The organism is Moraxella osloensis (assembly GCF_001553955.1).
GTDB classification, from domain to species: domain Bacteria; phylum Pseudomonadota; class Gammaproteobacteria; order Pseudomonadales; family Moraxellaceae; genus Faucicola; species Faucicola osloensis.
This window is the reverse complement of the sequence record NZ_CP014235.1, coordinates 25,778-44,941: the sequence shown is the minus strand read 5'-3', so window position 1 is coordinate 44,941 and position 19,164 is coordinate 25,778. Positions and strand designations below refer to the sequence as shown.

At 40.7% G+C, this 19,164-nt stretch carries 15 protein-coding genes and 2 pseudogenes; 13 read left to right on the top strand and 4 right to left on the bottom strand.

The features are described 5' to 3' along the window. The first annotated feature begins 390 nt into the window (after positions 1-390). The 8 genes from AXE82_RS10995 (at position 391) to AXE82_RS10955 (ending at position 10,659) form a co-directional block, all read left to right on the top strand. Positions 391-792: a plasmid mobilization protein gene (locus AXE82_RS10995; RefSeq protein WP_062335024.1), complete on the top strand. Its 402-nt coding sequence runs from the start codon at positions 391-393 to the stop codon at positions 790-792. A 4-nt stretch (positions 793-796) separates the two neighbouring features. Next, positions 797-3,307 (top strand): relaxase family protein, encoded by a 2,511-nt coding sequence (locus AXE82_RS10990; RefSeq protein ID WP_062335022.1) that lies wholly within the window; start codon positions 797-799, stop codon positions 3,305-3,307. A gap of 217 nt (positions 3,308-3,524) precedes the next feature. Further along, the gene (locus tag AXE82_RS10985) at positions 3,525-4,544 is read left to right on the top strand and encodes an IS701 family transposase (protein WP_007115743.1); all 1,020 of its coding nucleotides are present in this window, start codon (positions 3,525-3,527) and stop codon (positions 4,542-4,544) included. Positions 4,545-4,697: 153 nt separating this feature from the next. Then, a complete protein-coding gene (locus AXE82_RS10980; protein WP_062335021.1) occupies positions 4,698-5,498 on the top strand; it encodes an alpha/beta fold hydrolase in 801 nt (266 codons plus the stop codon). A 357-nt stretch (positions 5,499-5,855) separates the two neighbouring features. Then, a protein-coding gene (locus AXE82_RS11980) for an IS3 family transposase (RefSeq protein ID WP_115304627.1) occupies positions 5,856-7,018 on the top strand; the annotation gives its coding sequence in 2 pieces (ribosomal slippage) (positions 5,856-6,129 and positions 6,129-7,018; 1,164 coding nt in all). Between the two features lie 135 nt (positions 7,019-7,153). Then, positions 7,154-8,296, top strand: a complete 1,143-nt coding sequence (locus AXE82_RS10965) for a 5-methyltetrahydropteroyltriglutamate--homocysteine S-methyltransferase (RefSeq protein WP_062335016.1) — start codon at positions 7,154-7,156, stop codon at positions 8,294-8,296. Between the two features lie 320 nt (positions 8,297-8,616). Continuing rightward, the gene (locus tag AXE82_RS10960) at positions 8,617-9,438 is read left to right on the top strand and encodes an acetoacetate decarboxylase family protein (RefSeq protein WP_062335014.1); all 822 of its coding nucleotides are present in this window, start codon (positions 8,617-8,619) and stop codon (positions 9,436-9,438) included. Between the two features lie 425 nt (positions 9,439-9,863). Next, positions 9,864-10,659, top strand: a protein-coding gene (locus AXE82_RS10955; protein ID WP_115304626.1) for an IS5 family transposase whose coding sequence is annotated in 2 segments (ribosomal slippage) — positions 9,864-10,124 and positions 10,126-10,659 — 795 coding nt in all. Because the reading frame shifts where the segments join, the coding sequence is not laid out codon by codon here. Here AXE82_RS10955 and AXE82_RS10950 read toward each other — a convergent pair. The 3 genes from AXE82_RS10950 to AXE82_RS10940 form a co-directional block, all read right to left on the bottom strand. Next, entirely contained in the window at positions 10,642-10,896 is a 255-nt protein-coding gene (locus AXE82_RS10950; protein ID WP_418001146.1) for a recombinase family protein, read from the bottom strand. The two genes, AXE82_RS10955 and AXE82_RS10950, sit on opposite strands and share 18 nt — an antisense overlap. A 28-nt stretch (positions 10,897-10,924) precedes the next feature. Next, a complete protein-coding gene (locus AXE82_RS10945) occupies positions 10,925-12,061 on the bottom strand; it encodes a Fic family protein (RefSeq protein WP_062335011.1) in 1,137 nt (378 codons plus the stop codon). Positions 12,062-12,155: 94 nt separating this feature from the next. After that, on the bottom strand, positions 12,156-13,355 hold the full coding sequence (locus tag AXE82_RS10940) for an ATP-binding protein (protein WP_062335008.1): 1,200 nt from the start codon (positions 13,353-13,355) through the stop codon (positions 12,156-12,158). Positions 13,356-13,942: 587 nt separating this feature from the next. Here AXE82_RS10940 and AXE82_RS10935 point away from each other — a divergent pair. Both AXE82_RS10935 and AXE82_RS10930 read left to right on the top strand, forming a co-directional pair. Continuing rightward, positions 13,943-14,509: a recombinase family protein gene (locus tag AXE82_RS10935; protein WP_062335006.1), complete on the top strand. Its 567-nt coding sequence runs from the start codon at positions 13,943-13,945 to the stop codon at positions 14,507-14,509. Positions 14,510-14,686: 177 nt separating this feature from the next. Further along, positions 14,687-14,886, top strand: a pseudogene (locus AXE82_RS10930) (transposase); the annotation flags it as partial. Between the two features lie 44 nt (positions 14,887-14,930). Here AXE82_RS10930 and AXE82_RS10925 read toward each other — a convergent pair. Next, positions 14,931-16,202 (bottom strand): annotated as a pseudogene (locus tag AXE82_RS10925) (IS256 family transposase). A gap of 281 nt (positions 16,203-16,483) precedes the next feature. On the opposite strand from AXE82_RS10925, the gene AXE82_RS10920 reads away from it, so the two are divergent. From AXE82_RS10920 to tnpC, 3 genes are all read left to right on the top strand, one after another. Beyond that, entirely contained in the window at positions 16,484-16,912 is a 429-nt protein-coding gene (locus AXE82_RS10920) for a transposase (protein ID WP_062335083.1), read from the top strand. Then, positions 16,909-17,280, top strand: a complete 372-nt coding sequence (gene tnpB, locus AXE82_RS10915) for an IS66 family insertion sequence element accessory protein TnpB (RefSeq protein ID WP_062335004.1) — start codon at positions 16,909-16,911, stop codon at positions 17,278-17,280. Before AXE82_RS10920 ends, tnpB begins: the two co-directional genes overlap by 4 nt. Before the next feature lie 101 nt (positions 17,281-17,381). After that, a complete protein-coding gene (gene tnpC / locus AXE82_RS10910) occupies positions 17,382-19,160 on the top strand; it encodes an IS66 family transposase (protein WP_062335002.1) in 1,779 nt (592 codons plus the stop codon). The last annotated feature ends 4 nt before the right edge of the window (positions 19,161-19,164 follow it).

The window sequence follows — 19,164 nt, the reverse complement described above, 5'->3', positions numbered from 1 at the left end:
TCAATTTCATGAGATGACAACTAAAAATCAGTATGTTAACCTAACCAATATAAAGGGTTAAAAATAGATATAGCCAGCACATGCAGAGACACCAAATTTACTAACGTAAATTGACTGTCTCTGCGTTCTGGCAAAGGGGGCTTGCCCCCTTTTGAAACCCCAAGCACCCATTTATCGCTTCACATAGTTGCGATTAAAATGGGTGCTCATTGGGGAGACCCCAAACCCCCTTTAACCAAAAATGGACTTCATAAAAAATAGATAGGCACTAAAAATGGCACAACAATCAGCCGAAAAAAGCAAAGCCATGACAAAGTATCGGTAAAAAACTCATCAAAAAAACTACGAGATAAGCGGCTTAACATTCGCTTTAGTGACGAAGAATTTTCTATGCTCGAAGCCAAAGCTGAAGGGATGAGTTTGGCTCGCTATGCTCGTGCAATTTTAACTAAGGGAAAGGTGACAAGACGTGAACGCGATTATCCAAGTATTGATCCCAAACTATTACAACAACTGCACGCTATGGGTAAAAATTTAAATCAACTCGTCCGTTATACCCACGAGCAAGCCAATGCCAAACATCCGATTGATACCCTAAATTTAGCACTAGCCATTGATAATATGGCTGAACAATTGGCTAGGTTAAAAGCTCAGTACCAAGTGCCAGAAAATTATTTTAGAGCAGTTGAAGATGAGGATGTTGCGACTGAAGCAAATGACTCTGCCACGGATAACCCAATAGAAAGTTCACCCATAAACAATGGCAATCTAAATAATCATGTGATTGGATGATGAAATGCTGCTAAAATTTTTCAAGCGAGGTGGCACCGATGATGATAGACGCACATTAGGGGGCAGTGCCGTTAAAAATTATCTACTGGGTACCAACGATCAACCTCGTAAAAAAGCGCGTGTATTGTTAGGTGATCCTGATGAGGTCACTGAGATTATTAATGGCTTGCCATTTGCCAAAGTTTATACCTCAGGCTGTCTAAGCTTTCATGAGGATGACAAACTCACCGAAGCTCAAAAGTTTGACATCATGGCCGACTTTGAAGCCATGATGTTTGTTGGTCTTGAACCGTATCAATACACCAGTTATTGGGTTGAACATACGGATAAAGGTCGGGTCGAGCTTAACTTTGTCTTTCCTAATGTTGAGTTGATATCGGGCAATCATCTACAAGTCTATTATCACAATCGTGATTTGAACCTTGTTAATAGCTGGAAAAATTTGACCAATGATAAGTATGGTTTTATCAATCCTTCTGATTTAGAAAACCGTCGGGATGTGACTCCCAGTATTGGTCCAAATCTGTTGAAAGACTGGGATCAGTCGAATAAGCAAAAAATTATCGATAAGCTCAAACACTACCAAAGCATTGAGGATTTTAAACAACAACTCACCGATGTGGTACTAACTCAAGCGGCATTGCGACAACAAACCGACGAGCCTTTAACCTGTCAAGATGACGTTGCAAAATTGCTTGAAGACTTCGGTTTCGAAATCTCTCGCAGAGGCAAAGACAGTATCAGTATTAAAAACCCTGACCCCACCAAAAAAAATATAAAACTTAAAGGTGTCATTTATGAGCGAGACGTCACCCAATCCATTATTAGCTACATTGCACAACGCACAGGCCCAAACCCAGCAGCAAATCCAATCCCAGCAGGAACAAGAGAAGACCAGCTTAGAACAGCAGAAACAATTTTTCCAAGCGAGCTTGAAAAACGTCGAGAACGACATTATCAGCGGTATGACGAAAATTTGCGAGCTGCTCGAGCAGTATCAAAACAGCAGTCAAAGCTTGAGCGACAGCAATCTACAGCAGCATCAAAGCTGGCTCAATCAGACCTGTCAGACCTTGGAGAGCGCCAAACAGGCCTTGCTTGGGATGTTGGAGCAAATGGATCAGCTCAAGCAGCAGACGAGCGACGATTATCAGCGCATTCAAACTCACCTGACGGAGCAGGGCAATCAACTGCGTCAAGCCATAACCAACGAAACACAAACCACCCTGCAGCATCACCAACAGCAGCAACAAATCCTACGGGCGCAGATGGAGGCGAATCATCAAGCGGATATCGAAGCTATCGAGGACAGCCAACAACAGAGCAGGGCGCTGATTGGGCAAATGGCACGCAACAAACTGCGCCTAGGAATCGTGATGGGCAGCCTATTGGGGGGATTGATACTGCTGATGCTGATTCTGACTCTGATGAATTACAGCCAGTACAAGGATTGGCAAGAGACCAAGATCTTGGTCGACCAAAGTCAAAAGGAGCTGACCTTACTCAACCAACAAATCCATCGTACACCACTTCAATATCAAGCCCAAGCCCTTACGGATATCCAGGCGGTGTATGGTGGTGGTATCAATATCACTCCCAAAAATCCAAAAAACGCCGTGTGTCAGAACAACGGTTTTGGCTATCCGACTTTATTTATCAGCCAAAACCCGTATTACCGTCCCAATTAGAGAAAAATAACCATGCAACCCATTACCACCCAGCAACTCATTACCGAAAGCTTAAACAAGCTGTCGAGCGATTTGTACAGCCAAGTGAGCCAGACGCTCAACCAACTCAAGCAGCAGCAACCGCAGACAATCGACAAGATGGTACAAAAACATCTGGAATTGATGTTGCCCAGCTTGTATCAACAGCTATTAACTCACCTAACCGAGCAAGTAAACCAAAAGACCGAGATGCACAACCAGCAGATAACCCAATACTTGGACGAATTAAGCAAGCTACAGACCGCCGAGATAGCAACACTGAAAAAAGGACAAGAAGAATTTCAAAACTTGCAAGACAAGATCCAATCAACCTTGACCCGCTTGGATGTTATACAAATCGTCGACGAAAGCGAGTTCGAAAAGTCACTGACAGATTTAAAGGCTTCGATAAAGACATTACAGAGCAGTATATCGCAGAGCAACAGCGAGCAGCAAAGCTTAGAAAGCTTAATCAGCGAGCTGGAAACGTTAAAAACGGATTTAGTGGACAAAGTGAGCGAATTGACAAAGTTGCAGTCGGATTTAACCAGTTACACAATGCAGTTAAAGCAATTATTGAGTTGATCATCAATTTACTCAAACAATTATTTAATAGCCTAAGCAATCAATTTAGCAATGTGGTTAAAATCAATACTGAGACCAAGCAGCCATTATCGCCTCAACAGAAAACCAATTATGTTAATAGCCGTCCACAGAGTTTGGGCTGGTATAATGAGCTCAAAGATGAAGTTAAAACGCTGCCAAAAGAGCGCAAAAATGATAACGTACCAAGATTTAGAATGAGATAATGTGAGACAAGAAAGGTTGGTATTTAACATAATTAGGACTTACGCAAAAAGCATAAAATTTTGCGAAAGCGGATAAAAATATAGTATAGTCAATCCTAAATTATAGTAAGCACCGTTTGCCCTGAGCTTGTCTAAGGGTAACGGTCGTTATGGTTCGACAGGCCTACCACGAACGACCCTGTTCGATATAATTCAGTTTTCACTATAGCATAAAGAGATGAAGAAAAAAGCTATCACCCGCTTAGACTACTGTCAATATTTACTGGTAAGCCAAACCAATTACACCCTTACCAACTACGCAGAACATCATCCTGAATCAATTAGTCATGACCGCATCAATCGATACCTACGTCATGACAAACTAAAACCCAAGCTCGTATGGGAAAAAGTCAAAGACGACATCGTATTAGACGACGATGGCTATCTTATCTTTGATGACAGCATACTCGATAAAAATCATAGTCACAAAATCGAATTGGTTAATCGCCAATACAGTGGCAACGCCCATCGCATTATTAAAGGCATCTGCATCGTTAACTGTATCTATGTCAATCCAAAGACCGAACAATACTGGCTCATTGATTACCGTATTTATGACAAAACCACCGATGGCAAAAGCAAACTTGACCATCTAAAAGACATGCTACAGCACAGTATTGAACACAAACAAATTAAATTCAAATATGTGCTCATGGATACATGGTATGCCACCAAAGACATTATGCTGTATATTGATAACTTACAAAAAATCTATTATTGTCCTTTAAAATCCAATCGAAAAGTCGATGATTCAAAAGGAGTAAACCCTTACAAAGCAGTCAACGAATTAACTTGGACTGACCAAGAGCAACAAAATGGCAAACTGATTAAAATACATGCCTTTCCTAAAGATTACAAAGTGCAACTGTTCCGAGTAGTGGTTAATGAAAACCGCACGGACTGGATTGTCACCAATGACACCACTCAGGATTCATCAGATGGCACACGATTGGTGTGTGCCATCCGCTGGAAGATTGAGCAGTTTCACCGAGAACTTAAACAACTCACTGGTATTGAAGCTAATCAGTGTCGTAAGGCTCGTATTCAGCGGAATCATATTTGTTGTTGTATGCTGGTTTGGCTGCAGTTAGCCAGACAGGCTAAACGGTTAAAACAATCTTTATATCAGGTTAAAAGGGGTTTACTCAGTGATTATTTGCGTGAGCAGTTACGCTCGCCTTCGGTCGTCTTTGCGTAAGTCCTAATAATGAATGATGGGCGATGTTAAATTGAATTAAGTTCTAAGTCTAAAATGTTCATAAAAACATTCAAAAATTTGTTTATTTCCTTTATTTGTGTTTTTATGGTCAGTACATAAAAACTTTAACCTATTCAATTAATTAGGAAAATTATGGCAACGACTTTTCATATAGCAGGTGTCAACGGTAGTATTGACGGTAATGGCGAACAAACTTTGGTGATGATACATGGTTGGCCCGATACCCAAGCACTGTGGCAAAACCAAGTGGCTTTCTTTAAAAATGACTATCGTTGCGTCACCTTTACGCTGCCTCTATTTGATGAGCCACAGGCTCGCCCCAAGGTGTTTTCATTAGAAGACATCATTGATACCATTCGTCAAGTGATTGACTATGTCAGCCCTGACAAGCCGGTGATATTGATGGTACATGATTGGGGTGCTATTTATGGCTATCAATATGTGGTACGTTATCCAAAGAAAGTCAGCCGCTTAATTGGCATTGATGTGGGTGATGCCTATAGTGAAGAGTTTAATGCTAGTTTAACGGTTAAAGATAAGCTGGTGATTGCAGGCTATCAGCTGCCATTAGTGATTGGTTTTCGTTTAAATGGTAGCATTGGTAATAAAATAGCCAGAACAGTAGGCAAAGTCCTAGGAGCACCTGCGGCATCTCAGACGATCCATGCGAATATGGGCTACCCTTATTATGTGGTGTGGACAAAGGCAAAGGGCGGTTTTAAAAACTTACAATCGATTAACTTCACCTGTCCTTACCTGTTCATCTATGGCACACAAAAACCTACCATGTTTCACTCTGAAGCTTGGCTGGTTAAAATCACGCAGCAGCCTAACAATCAGGTGAGCGGGTTTAAGACATCACATTGGGTTACTGTCGATAAGCCCACACTGTTTAACCATACAGTATTAACATGGCTGCAACGACTTGACTGATGTATGCTAAAGAAAACGGAGGAATTTATAAGGTTATTTTTCATTAGAATACTTAATAATATTGAAAATGGATTAGGCAAATAATTGATTTTAAAAATATTATTTTAACATAACAAGTATTGGGCAAGTTGAGTTTGAAGATGAATCTGTTAACAATAGTGCTGTCGTAATAAGATAAAATATACTTCCTTGAATGTAAAACAAGTCAGTGACTACGCTAAGTAAAACTGCACGGAGGTTTAAGACGTATTAACAAACTCACAATTTAGTAGTCAAAACTATAATACTCCCAGAAAACTGGACCAAAAAATTGCAGCAAATAAGATAGAATAGCCCTTAAGAAAAGAGGTCTATCTAATGACAAAAGTTCGTAAACGTCACAATGCTGAATTTAAAAGTAAAGTCGCTGTTGAAGCCATCAAAGAGCAAAAGACAATTAATGAGCTGACTGCTGAATACGGTGTTCATGCAACCCAAATCAGCAACTGGAAAAAGCAAGCCTTGGCTGTCATACCCAGTGCCTTTAATACCAAACAGCAAGACAACGAACAAGCCCAGCAAGCCATTATCGATGAACTGCATCGGCAACTGGGGCAAATCATTAGTGAGAGAGACTGGCTTAAAAAAAAGTCCTCACAGCTCACTTAGAGTCTCGTAAACAACTGCTAGAGCCTGATAGTAAAGATTTTAGTACCCGTAAGCAATGTGAACTGCTTGGTATTAACCGCTCAAGCCTGTACTATCAGCCAAAGCCCATCAGTGAGCTTGATATCACCCTGATGAACCTGCTTGACGAACAATATACCAAAACCCCATTTTACGGGGTCAAACGCATGACAGCGTATTTGAGGCAATTAGGCTATCGTGTCAATCACAAGCGAGTACGCAGACTATTACGGCAAATGGGGCTAGATGCCATCTACCAGCGTCCTAACACCAGTAAACCCAATCCTGAGCATCAAGTTTACCCGTATTTGCTTAGGAATGTACCCATTATCCGATGTAATCAGGTATGGAGTACGGACATCACTTACATCCGCCTGTCTAAAGGGTTTGTGTATTTGATGGCGGTGATTGATTGGTACAGCCGTTATGTTTTAGACTGGTCGCTATCAACGACACTTGAAGCAGATTTCTGCATTGATACGGTGGGTAAACTACTGCACAATGGGTTACGCTGTGAGATTTTTAATACGGATCAAGGCTCGCAGTTTACCAGTCCAAGATTTACCACGCCACTCATTGATTCGGGCATTGCTGTAAGCATGGACGGTCGTGGCAGGGCGTTGGATAATATCTTTGTAGAAAGACTGTGGCGATCAGTAAAATACGAATGCGTGTATTTACGCCAGTTTGATATGGTCAGTCAAGCCAGAGTTGGTTTGAAAGACTATTTTGAGTTTTACAATCATGAGCGGTTGCATCAGTCGCTTGATTACCATACCCCTGCACAGGTTTATTTAAACAATAGTTCGGTTAATCCTGTGCTTTATCAACCCAATTCTATCTTAATTTTATGATATTCTGGTCTGGACATTGGGGAGTACATTAAACATTAAACGCAATTCATTTTACCTTGAAAAATCAGCGTTTGTCTCATGAGCTAAAAACTCTTATAGTGACGCTTCAAGTTTTTTAACAAAAGCGAATCAACTATGAGCCAAATATTTGCGCAGGCAACCCCACGAACCCAAGCGCCATACCGTAACGATGTAGTAGGGTCATTTTTACGCACTGACGCGCTAAAAAATGCTAAAACCGAATTGCAAACTGGCAAAATCAACCAAGCCGCATTTGACAAAATCCTAAAAAACGAAATCCAAAATCTTGTGAATCTACAAAAACGCCATGGACTGCACGCCGTGACCGATGGTGAATTTAGCCGTGTGTGGTGGCATTTAGATTTTTTAGCAGGGCTAGATGGCATTGAGATGATTAGCCTTGAAAAATTTCCTGTTGCGTTTAAGGGTGCGAAACCTAAGGGTAACACCATTGGCATTGTTGGTAAAATTGACTTTAGTGACGACCATCCCTTTGTCAACGCCTATCAACTTTTAAAAGATTGTGCAGGTAATTACCCAACAAAATTCACCATCCCATCACCCAGTATGCTGCACTTATTGGCTTGTATACGTGATGAGAATTACCAGCCGATTGACCTTTATCAAGAAGAAAGCCAGCTATTTGATGACATTGCTAACGCATACATTAAAGCGTTAAACAAATTTTATGCATTAGGTCTACGTAATTTACAACTTGATGACACAAGTTGGGGGCAGTTTTGCTCGCTCGATAAACGAGCGGAATTTGAGGCTCGTGGTATTGATTTGGATAAAGTTGCTAAAAATTATGTGATGGTACTCAATCGTATTGTAGATGCCAAACCTGACGATATGCAAATTACCATGCATATTTGTCGTGGTAATTTTCGTTCAACTTGGTTCTCTGAAGGTGGTTATGCGCCTATTGCTGAGGTGTTGTTTGGTGCCTGCAGAGTAGATGGTTTTTTCTTGGAATATGATAGTGAACGCGCGGGAGATTTTGCACCGTTACAACATATCAAAAATCAGCAAGTTGTACTAGGTCTAGTCACGTCAAAAACAGGCGATTTGGAAGACAAAAACGTTATTATTGAGCGGATTAAAGAAGCAGCCCAGTTTGTAGATATTAACCAGTTATGTATAAGCCCTCAATGTGGTTTTGCGTCAACCGAAGAAGGTAATATTTTGACTGAAGAAGCTCAATGGGCAAAACTCGATTTAATTAAAGAGATTGCCGATGAGGTATGGGGTAACTAGTGACCTCTGCTGTCAACAATGGAGAAAAAAACTTGGTAGATTGATGTTATTTTATTTGACTTTGACGATGGATTCAGCTTTGAATGTTTAACTGTATTCTTTTCTTAGTCACGATAAACTTCTGTTTAGTATTCTAGGTTACCAAATATTTTCTTCCGTTTTTTTCAGCATGCATCAATCAGATTTAGTTATGCCTACCAAACTTTAAAGTAATTGAATAGAACGCATTACCTTACACAACAATAATTTATACTTTTTTATTGTCATGTTTAAATAAAACCGCTTAAAAACAATCTGATAATAAAAAAGGTACTTAACCTATGATAATGAATAAAAACGTGAATAATAAATGGCATGCTGACCCATTTTTTCAACAAGCCACCCACACAAGACAGATGTCACAAGGTCAAGCTCAGCTACCTATTAAATACTTTGATGTGTCAAGCCTGATTGCTTTTTTTATGGTGGATTATGACAAAGCAGTCAGTGTATTGGACAATCCAAAGTTAAAGGTTGCCAAGCTTATAGGCAATAAAGCGCTATTTAGTCTAGCTTTCTATGATTATCGTGAATTAACGGATGGCGAGCCTTATCACGAAGTTGCATCGAGTATGCTTGTCTATCCTGCAGACCAAGACACACCTGCTCATCCATTGAGGGAAATGACATTACCACCAGATCGACGCAATACCGGTATGTGGATTTGTGATTTACCGGTAACCACTGAAGCTGCGTGTCGTGCAGGTAAAGAATTATGGGGCTACCCGAAATTCGTCACCGATATTGATTTTAATTTAAACGATAAGGATTTTAGTAGTTCTGTCAAACATCCAGAGAATCCTCAAACATCCATCTTGTCATTATCAGGTACGATCGGCGTCTCAGTTGCCGCACCTTGGGCAGACTTAGTTTTATATTCAATGTTAAATGATGCGTTAATACGGGCAACCGCAGATACACGTACATTAAATGGCGCTAAAATTGCCACTAAAGGTAATCTTAAGCTAAGTGTTGATTCAACGAACAGTCACCCAATGACACAAAGGCTCAATAGTCTTGAGTTAAATGGCGCGACACCTTTTTCAGTCACCTTTACTGATAGCTTGCAATTGCGTTTAAATGAAGGCGTAATTTTTGATTGATAATTCGAACTTCAAAAACCTGCTTACAGGGGTCACCACAGAAAACGGACCATATAGGACGCTAAGGAATTTTGTCGAATTTTAACGCCTTCTAAAACAAAGACTTACTGACTTTGAGTATTATTAAATCAATTTAGATCTCATTAGGTCGCCATATGTAGAGCATATCAACAGCTCGCAAAGCTTGAAGGCAGTTTTCTAGTTAAGGACGTTTATCTTTTACTGAGGATATTTACTCTTGGAAGATTTTTTCACAAACACAGTTGGTTAGTGCGTCGAGTTGTAAATCAAGTGGGTGTTGGTCAATCATTGTAACTCTCCCCTAAAATAAAACAGCTCAAACGTAGAATTTCTTAGAACCTGTTCACGATTAAAAAATATGCTAGGATAAGCCACATAATTGATTAATAACCGAATCATTCACCATCAGAAAATCCTATTCAAGCGACATTAACACAAAACAATTTGAGCACATACTACCCATTCTAGAAAGTGCTAGGAAGAAGACCAAACCAAGAACGGTTGACCTTTATGACGTATTTTGTGGCTTGCTATATATACTAAGAACAGGTTGCCAATGGCGACAGCTGCCCCATGACTTTCCCAAATGGCGTACCGTCCACTCGTACTTTCAGAAATGGAGTGAGCTTGACGAAGAAGGCAACAGCATTCTTGACCAAGCCTTAAAAAAAATTGGTCAAAAAAGCGCGGAAGAAGTACAACCGTAAGGGCAAAACCAGTTTTATCATCATCGATGCTCAAAGCGTTAAGAATACAGATACCGCCAAACACAAAGGCTATGATGCCGGTAAAAAAGTATCAGGGATTAAGCGCCATATTGCGGTAGATAGCCAAGGTTTGCCGCATGCTATCTGTATTACCACTGCCAATATCACCGACCGTGAAGGTGCTAAAACGTTACTTCGTCAAAATGCTAAACGCTTAAGCCGGGTAAAAAATGTGATGGTTGATGGCGGTTATCGAGGTGAGCCATTTGCTAATAGTGTTAAATCTATTTTAGGCGAAACCGTTACCACAGAAGTTGCCAAAAGAGATAAACTGCACACGTTTAAAGTCATACCAAAGCGATGGGTTGTAGAACGTTCGTTTGCTTGGCTTGAGAAAAATAGACGTCTATGGAAAAACTGTGAGCGTCATTTAAATTCGAGCCTTCAATTTACCAATCTTGCTTTCATCGCTTTGTTATTGAAAAGATTGTGAAAAGGTTCTAAGGTCACTGGCTAACCGCCCTAACCGATCCAAATCCAAAACAACAAGCACATCGCCTTTTCGCAAATAGTTGAGACAATCATCCAAGCCTTTACGTTGGGAATTACTTCCCGATGCTTTGTCTTCAAAAATTCGCTCACAGCCGATTTCTGTTAACGCATCAACTTGACGGTCAAGCAATTGCTTCCCTTCAAAAGTTGACACTCGGGCATAACCGATTAAACTCATGATAAATTTATCACGAAAAACAATTATTTTAGCTATCAGCGTGAGCGCTTAGCTCATAGCTTTGACTACGCCCAGATTCTGTAGATTTAACCAGTACACCTTTTTCTACTAAGTCATTGATATCTCTCAGTGCTGTATCTGCCGATGTTTTGGTCATGGCTGCCCATTTTTTGGTGGTCAATTTACCAAAGAAGTCGCGCCACAATCGATTAATCATCATCACTTGGCGTTCATTAAACGTTGCATGCCGATGCGTATGCCAAAATTGGGCTTTATCAACCGTCCTTTGGGTACGAGTGAGTGCCATAGTTAAAGCCTGTTCAAGCGTTTGTAAAAACCAAACTAACCAATCTGTTGTTGACGTTAAGCCTTTTTGGGTGGATTCCAAAATCGTATAATATTCTGACCGAGTTGTTAAAATTTGCGCTGACATACTATAGAAACGTCTGCCACTGCCATCGCTTTTAGCGAGCATACGTTCGGTAATCGCACGCGTTAAACGCCCATTGCCATCTTCAAAGGGGTGCAGGGTCACAAACCATAAATGCGCAATACCGGCTTTTAAGGTTAAATCTAAATCAGGTTGCTCCTCATTATACCAAGCAATAAATTTAGCCAACTCATCTGGCAATCGTTGTGCTGTTGGTGCTTCAAAATGCACTTTAGTGCGACCATAACCCCCTGATACCACTTGCATGGCACCTGTACGATCATCTCGAAGTCTACCCGCTTGTATTTTATATAGCCCGCTAAAGCTTGTAGGAAATAAGGCACGATGCCAAGCAAAGATTTCATCGAGCGTCAGTGGTTGATTAAAATAAAAACTGGCTCTTAACATCATCTCTACAATAGCATCGATTTCTCGAGTGGGTGTTACCAGGGTATCCGGGTCGTATAGATGTTCAATGCCTAAATGCCGAGCCACTGACGAGCGTACCTGCTCATTATTGAGTATCTCCCCTTCTATCTCAGACGTTTTAATCACTTCAAGCGTCACAGCGTCCAATTGGGCTTCAAGCGGCAACTCAAAGCCTAAGCTTTGCATTTTTCCCAAAAGTTTACCTTGTAATAGACGCACATTAGCCACCAATGGTAACAACTGATTATTATCAATTTGCCAATCGGTCCAGTTGGGATATTCGTGAATGTATTTTTTATACAGCATTAATTGATAGTAATAAAAATAGATGCGGTAATTATATCAAACAATTACCGCAAAATATGCGGAGAATATCTATTTTATATTAGTTGATTTTTGTTTATTCATTAGATTCTAACAACCAATCCACAATATAAATCAGTGGAATACCGTCAATTTGGCGACGCTCATCATACTTTCCTGTAATGACTATCTTTTTATGATTATCTCGTATATGTAATAAATTATCCGTTTCATGGGTATTCTCTGGGATTTGATAAGTCACTTGCACATACAGCAATTCATCTGCCCTGCGAGCCACAAAATCAATTTCTTTACTGTCTAAACGACCCACATCCAGTGTATAGCCCCGTCTTAATAGCTCCAAAAACACAATATTTTCCAACCGATTGGCATAATTTGCCGCTTTTTTACCAATTGCATGACGCCTTAAGCCATTATCGACAATAAAGTACTTAGCATTGGTTTTAAGATAGCCCTTACCTCGGATATCATATTGCTGCACCTTATAGAACAAAAACGCATTTTCTAATAACTCAAGATATTTACTAATGGTATGATTCGAGGCTGGCACTCGCTCACTGGTCAATGTGTTACTGATTTTGCTTGGATTAACTAACTGCCCGACATTATCAGCTAAAAATAAAATGACGCTTTTTAAAATATGGGTATCTTTCACCCCTGCCCGATGCGCAATATCATTGAGCACAATCGAATCAAAAATCCCTGATAAAATAGTATCCTTTAAAGGCTCATCTGCCATAACAACACTGGGAAACCCGCCGTATTGTTCATACTCAAGATAATATTTATCAACCAACCTAGAATCCACAGGTACTTGCTTAGCTAACAGATACTCTCTAAAGGACAAGGGATAAATGTTAATCGCCACATAGCGACCGCTTAATAAAGTCGCCAGTTCCCCAGAGAGTAAATTGGCATTAGAGCCTGTAATCACAATATCGCTATTAAAGCTAACTCGGACCGCATTAATGATTTTTTGCCATCCGTCTACAAATTGGATTTCATCAAATAACAAATAGACCTTATTTTCACTGCCTTTAAGTTTCTCATTGATTAATTGGCTAAAATCATCCGCATTTTTGACCCACTGGTACTCAAAGCTCTCAAAATTCAGATAAATAATATTTTCTGCATTAATTTGTTGAGACAGCAAATAATCTCGATATTGCATCAGCAACACGGATTTACCAGAACGGCGAACCCCGGTGATCACTTTTATAAAATCTGAATCTTTAAATTGAATCAGTTGCTGTAAATAATTTTCTCGAGGAATCATCAATTATCTCATTTAGTATTTTATTTCCGATTTTAACAAAATTAACAAATAATGGAAATGAATTTCCAATGAATGATATAACTTCTAATTAATGGAAAATAAGAGCATATTTTTAGAAAAATATACGTTATTTGAATCGTATTTCATTTTATCTAGTTTTTACGGATTTTTTAAAATAAATAATCAATTTATCATCAAAGAACAAAATCATAAATAAATGTTATAGGTTTTCTTTAAATATTAATTCAACAAAAACACCTGTTATTATTGAATAAATCAAGATGAGCAGTTTTGATTGTTTTTTCCCTGATTTTATTCAATAATATTGTCTATTATTTATTTCAATGAAAACCTATCAATGATATTACGTTAGTAAATATTTTTTGTGTTTTATTGTAATTATTGTATTGACAATAATATTTTTATTCTAAATTTTAATTGATGCTTTTTAGATATTATTTCTTATATTTGGATAACTTTTAGTTATGGTTATAAGGTGAGTTAAAATTAGTCGATATTTTTCAGAGGGTGGGTATTTGTTGACTATTTGGTTACTGCGTCGTTGGCTATTTTTTTAGGAGGGTTTTTTGACGGTTCAGGTAATTGGTTATGCTCGGGTGTCAACCAAGGAGCAAGATTTGTCTTTGCAGCTTGATGCGTTAAGTAAATATGGCTGTGATCGAATTTTTACCGATAAGATAAGTAGTGTGAAAGAACGCCAAGGGTTAACGGATGCGTTAGGCTATTTACGTGAAGGTGATACGTTGGTGGTTTGGAAGTTAGATAGGTTGTGTCGTTCCCTACCCGATTTGATTAAGATTAGTGAGCAAATTCGGATGACGGGTGCACAGCTTGTGAGTATTACTGAGAGTATTGATACGAGTACGCCTGCAGGACGGTTGTATTTTAATATTTTAGGAGCACTGGGTCAGATGGAGCGTGAGCTGATTCAAGAGCGGGTAAAGGCGGGTCTTGCGGCAGCGCGTCGCCGTGGTAAAGTGCCAGGTAAGCCTAGGGTGAGTGAGGAGAAGTTGGAACTGGCTCGTCGGGAGTTGTCTGCTGGACGGACGTATCCTGAGGTGGCAAGAATTCTAGGGGTGCATCCGCAGACGTTGTATCGGCTGGTGCCTGTTAAGTCTCTCAATATTGCTTAATACAATGTAGCTGTTATTATGTAGATTAAATGATGACAAAAGTTGTTTCCATTAGTTTAATTCTATAAGATTACAACTGCATTTATTATAGAGGTTTTCTACTGCCATCTATCTGAATAGCCACCGATTTTGTAGACACCTTAAAATTAGATAAAATGGCTAATTTATGAGGTGATTATGAGCGGTAAACGATACCCTGAAGAATTCAAAATCGAAGCAGTTAAACAAGTGACAGAAAAAGGCTATAGCGTAGCAGAAGTAGCTACACGTTTAGGCATGATCACCCATAGCCTTTATGCTTGGATTAAAAGATACGATCAAGGTCAATCCAAAGCAACCAAAGACAAGATTCAACTGCCGAACTTGCTAGGCTAAAAAAACGGTCGAGAGCGTTCAAAATTCTGTGTCAGGATAAATTAAATTAGAGGCTCATTACAGCATCTAATCGACCAGGGAAATGGATAGATAACTGCATCATCGTTTGCCCCCAATTATTAATTGGCATCGTCCATTTCTCGGACGCATTTAACATACCAACATATAAAAGTTTAAGCAAGCTGGTTTCATTAGAGAAAGCCCCTTTGGTTAGTTAGCTTACGAAACTGGCGATGTACCGCTTCAACCGCATTGGTCGTGTAAATAGGCTTTCTGACCGCTTCGGGGTACTTAAAATAAGCAGACAGTAAATGCCATTTATCTCTCCAAGAAGCAATCACGGCAGGGTACTTACTGCCCCATAGTCTATCAAGTTCGTCCAATGCCAGTTCAGCCGAATCTTTATTCACCGCCTTATATACTGGCTTTAAATCACGCATAAAGGCTTTTTGGTCTTTGCTTGCCACATAGCGAATACTGTTACGGATTTGATGAATCACACACAGTTGCATCTCAGTATTAGGGAATATGGCTTGAATGGCTTCAGGGAAGCCTTTTAAACCTGAGAAGCACTGCTTCGCAAGGCAAGCAATGAGAATATCCTGTACGCCACGATTGTGTAAATCAGTGAGCACAGACAACCAATAATTGGCTCCTTCGCTTTCCGAGCAGTATAGCCCAATGAGTTCTTTACGACCTTCGGTATTGAGTGCTAACAGCGTGTAAACCGCTTTATTGACATAGCGTCCTTCTTCTTTGACTTTGTAGTGAATGGCATCGAGCCAGACAAACGGATAGACGCTATCAAGTGGTCGAGATTGCCATGCTTTAAGCTGTGGTATCAGTTGGTCAGTAATACTGCTGATGGTGGCTTCTGAGACCTCAAGCTGATAAATCTCAGCAATGTGGTCTTTGATAGCCGTATAGCTCATGCCATGCGAGAATAGCGATAGGATACGGTTGTCAATCTCAGCGGTAAGCTTAGTTTGATGCTTCTTAACCAGTCACTCAGGCATAGCCTTAGTCTTGCGCTCGGGCGAAGCGATGCTTCGCTATTTCCTCGCTCAGGCTCAAATTCCCCATTACGGTCACGTGGCGTTTCAAGCTCAAAGCTACCAACGGCTGATTTGACGGTCTTTTTGCTGTAGCCATTACGGCGGTTGCTACTGGGATTTTGTTCAAGGTAGCTGTCTATTTCAGCGGATAGGGCAGCTTCGGTGAGTTGCTTTATGAGCGGGGCAAGGACACCATCACTGCCTGTGATGGGTTTACCTGATTGAATGGCTTTTAAGGCTTCGTTAAAGTCAAAGTTTTGCATGGTGTCATTCCTTCTATTGTGAATAGTTTAGTGAAATGACACAGTTTTTTGAACACTACCAAACGGTCGTTTTATAGATATCTCACCCATTATCATTTTTAAAAATACTCGACTAAATTCCTTAGTGTGCTATTTTTCCGTTTTCTGTGGTGACCCCTAAGTGTATAGCTTATTTGGCTTACCAGTAAATATTAACAGTGGTGTAAGCATCCGACCATCCCATCTAGTAGCAACCTAAAAAATGCGAGATAGTGCCCACTAAAAATGAAGTGGGCACTAAAATGGCACAAATAGACATAACCAAACCGAAGCGACGGACATACAGCAAAGAACTCAAGGCCTATCTCGTAGAACAAGCCTTAACAGGCCAACGCTCGATAGCAAATCTCGCTCAAGGTCACGGCATCAACCCGAACTTACTGCAGAAATGGATAAAAGCTACTAGAGACGAGAAAATCGTAGCAACCTTAGCTCAACCATTATCCAACTCAAATATTGAAACTAACCTCATTGAGCATGAGCCTGCTTTTTTACCTATTACCCTGCAACATAAAGCCAAGCATGAACCAATACCACAAACAACTGCCATAACACCGACCATTACGGGCATACAACTTCAAATTTCCAGTCATAACGGGATGTCAATAAAGCTAAGCATTGACCAAATCGACAACCACAGCCTCATCGAACTACTGCGGGGGCTACAATGAACCCACTCATCAACCCACAGCAAATCTGGCTATCCACCACCCCCATGGACATGCGAAGTGGCAGTAACAAACTACTCGCCTTTATCATAGCGCATCATCAAGGCATTCGGCTAGGCTGTGCCTACCTATTTTATAATAAAACAGGCACACGGCTAAAAATACTCATCCATGATGGACTCGGCATCTGGCTATGCACCCGAACACTGGATGACGGCAGATTTCACGGACTGGGCGAACGGCTCATGCGACATCACAGCCTAACCAACCCAACCACAGGACTCACCATCAGCCATGAGCGATTTCATGCCCTCATTAACGGACTACCTTGGCACAACCTAGGCAAAGAGATACTAACGCCAATCATTTAGCACCCCACTCATCTACGCTCTGATTTACCATCAACCCAAAAAATCTCAACTATCACCACGGGTAAACTGACAATATATAAGGGTTATGGCAGAATACTGCCATGACCGACGCTCAAACACTCCTACAACGCATTGCCGAACTTGAAGCCCAAAACGCCCTGCTTGAACAACAAGCAAAACAGCAGGCTGCCATCAATCTATTACTTGAACAACAAAGCAAACAACAACAGCAACAACTCATCCATGCTCAAAAGATAGAAACCAAGCTACAAACCGCCCTTAAAAAAGTTCAACAAGAAAATGAACAACTATACTGCACTGTGCTTGATCTTATTGAAAAGCAGAAAAAACTTATCCATCAGCTGTATGGACAAAAAAGCGAAGGATTAACTGCTAAGCAAGACCACTTAAACCAAGAATCTGCGCTTGAAGACTTATCTGCGCTTGAACAAATACGAGATGACTACCGCAAAGACATAAGCCAAGAGGAACTTGCTGGCTTACCCACCGTTGAACCTATCGAAGCGGAAAGCCTTATTAGCCAGGACCCAGTAGACCAGTCTTGCATCGAAAAACAAACTAATCCCAAGATCAAACGTCCAAGACATGCTGTTATCCCTGACAACCTGGATGTGAAAACCATCGTTCATAAGCCAGCAACGACGATCTGTGCCTGTGGCTGTCAAATGAAGCAAATCGGCCAAGACAAGCAAGATAAACTCGGCATGATCCCTAAGCGATTTTATATCGAACGTCACGTTTATCCCAAATACACCTGCAACCAATGCGACCGCCAACGACTTATTCAAGCCAAAACACCGCCCCAAATCATTGATAAAAGTATTTCGACCCCTGAGCTATTGGCACATATCCTAATTAGTAAGTACGCCGACCATCAGCCGCTATATCGGCAAAATCTGATTTACTTACGAAGTGGGGTGAATATCCCTGATGCGACCATGGCAGATTGGGTCGGACGCTGTGGCGTAGAGCTTGAACCATTGGTGCAACGCCTACGTGAGTTATTACTGGGTCAGCCGATTCTGCATGCCGATGAAACGCCTGTGAACATTATGAAGGTGGGTGGCACATCACCGAAAAAAGGCTATGTGTGGGCATATCTTACCCCTCAGCATAGCCCTTTTAAAGCGGTGGTATATGACTTTGCGATAAGTCGTCGCAATGAGCATCCTAAAGATTTTCTGCAAAAGTGGCAAGGCAAGCTGGTTTGCGATGATTATAATGGTTATAAGTTCTTGTTTCATCAGGGCGTTACTGAAATCGGTTGTATGGCACATGCCAGACGTAAGTTTTATGAGCTACAGGTAACCGGGCAAAGCCTTATCAGCATTGAAGTGTTGGATTTGTTTGGGCAGCTGTATGCCGTTGAGCGTGAGATTGATGAGCGGTTTGAGAAGAATCAGCCGCCAACACCTAGAGATGTCAACGTAGTCAGGCAAATTAGGCAGGATAAAGCAAAACCAATTGCTGATAGCCTATATCGATGGCTACAAGAGAAAAGACAGTTAACCAGTAAGAATGCCAGTATTACGAAGGCGATTGATTATTGCTTAAAACGTTGGATGGCACTCACCCAGTATCTGGATGATGGCAGTTTGCCAATTGATATGAGAAGCACTGCTTCGCAAGGGGCAGAAAATCAGATGCGTCCTTGGGCACTCGGGCGTAAGAATTGGTTGTTCGCAGGTTCGCTCAGAAGTGGCCAGCGTGCAGCAGTGATTATGTCGCTTGTCCAGTCTGCAAGGTTAAATGGTATTGACCCTTATGCCTATTTGGCTGATGTGCTTAGACGGCTGCCCACCCATTCCAATAGGCAGCTTGATGAGTTGCTACCTCATGTTTGGCAACCTCCGCAATAGGGTA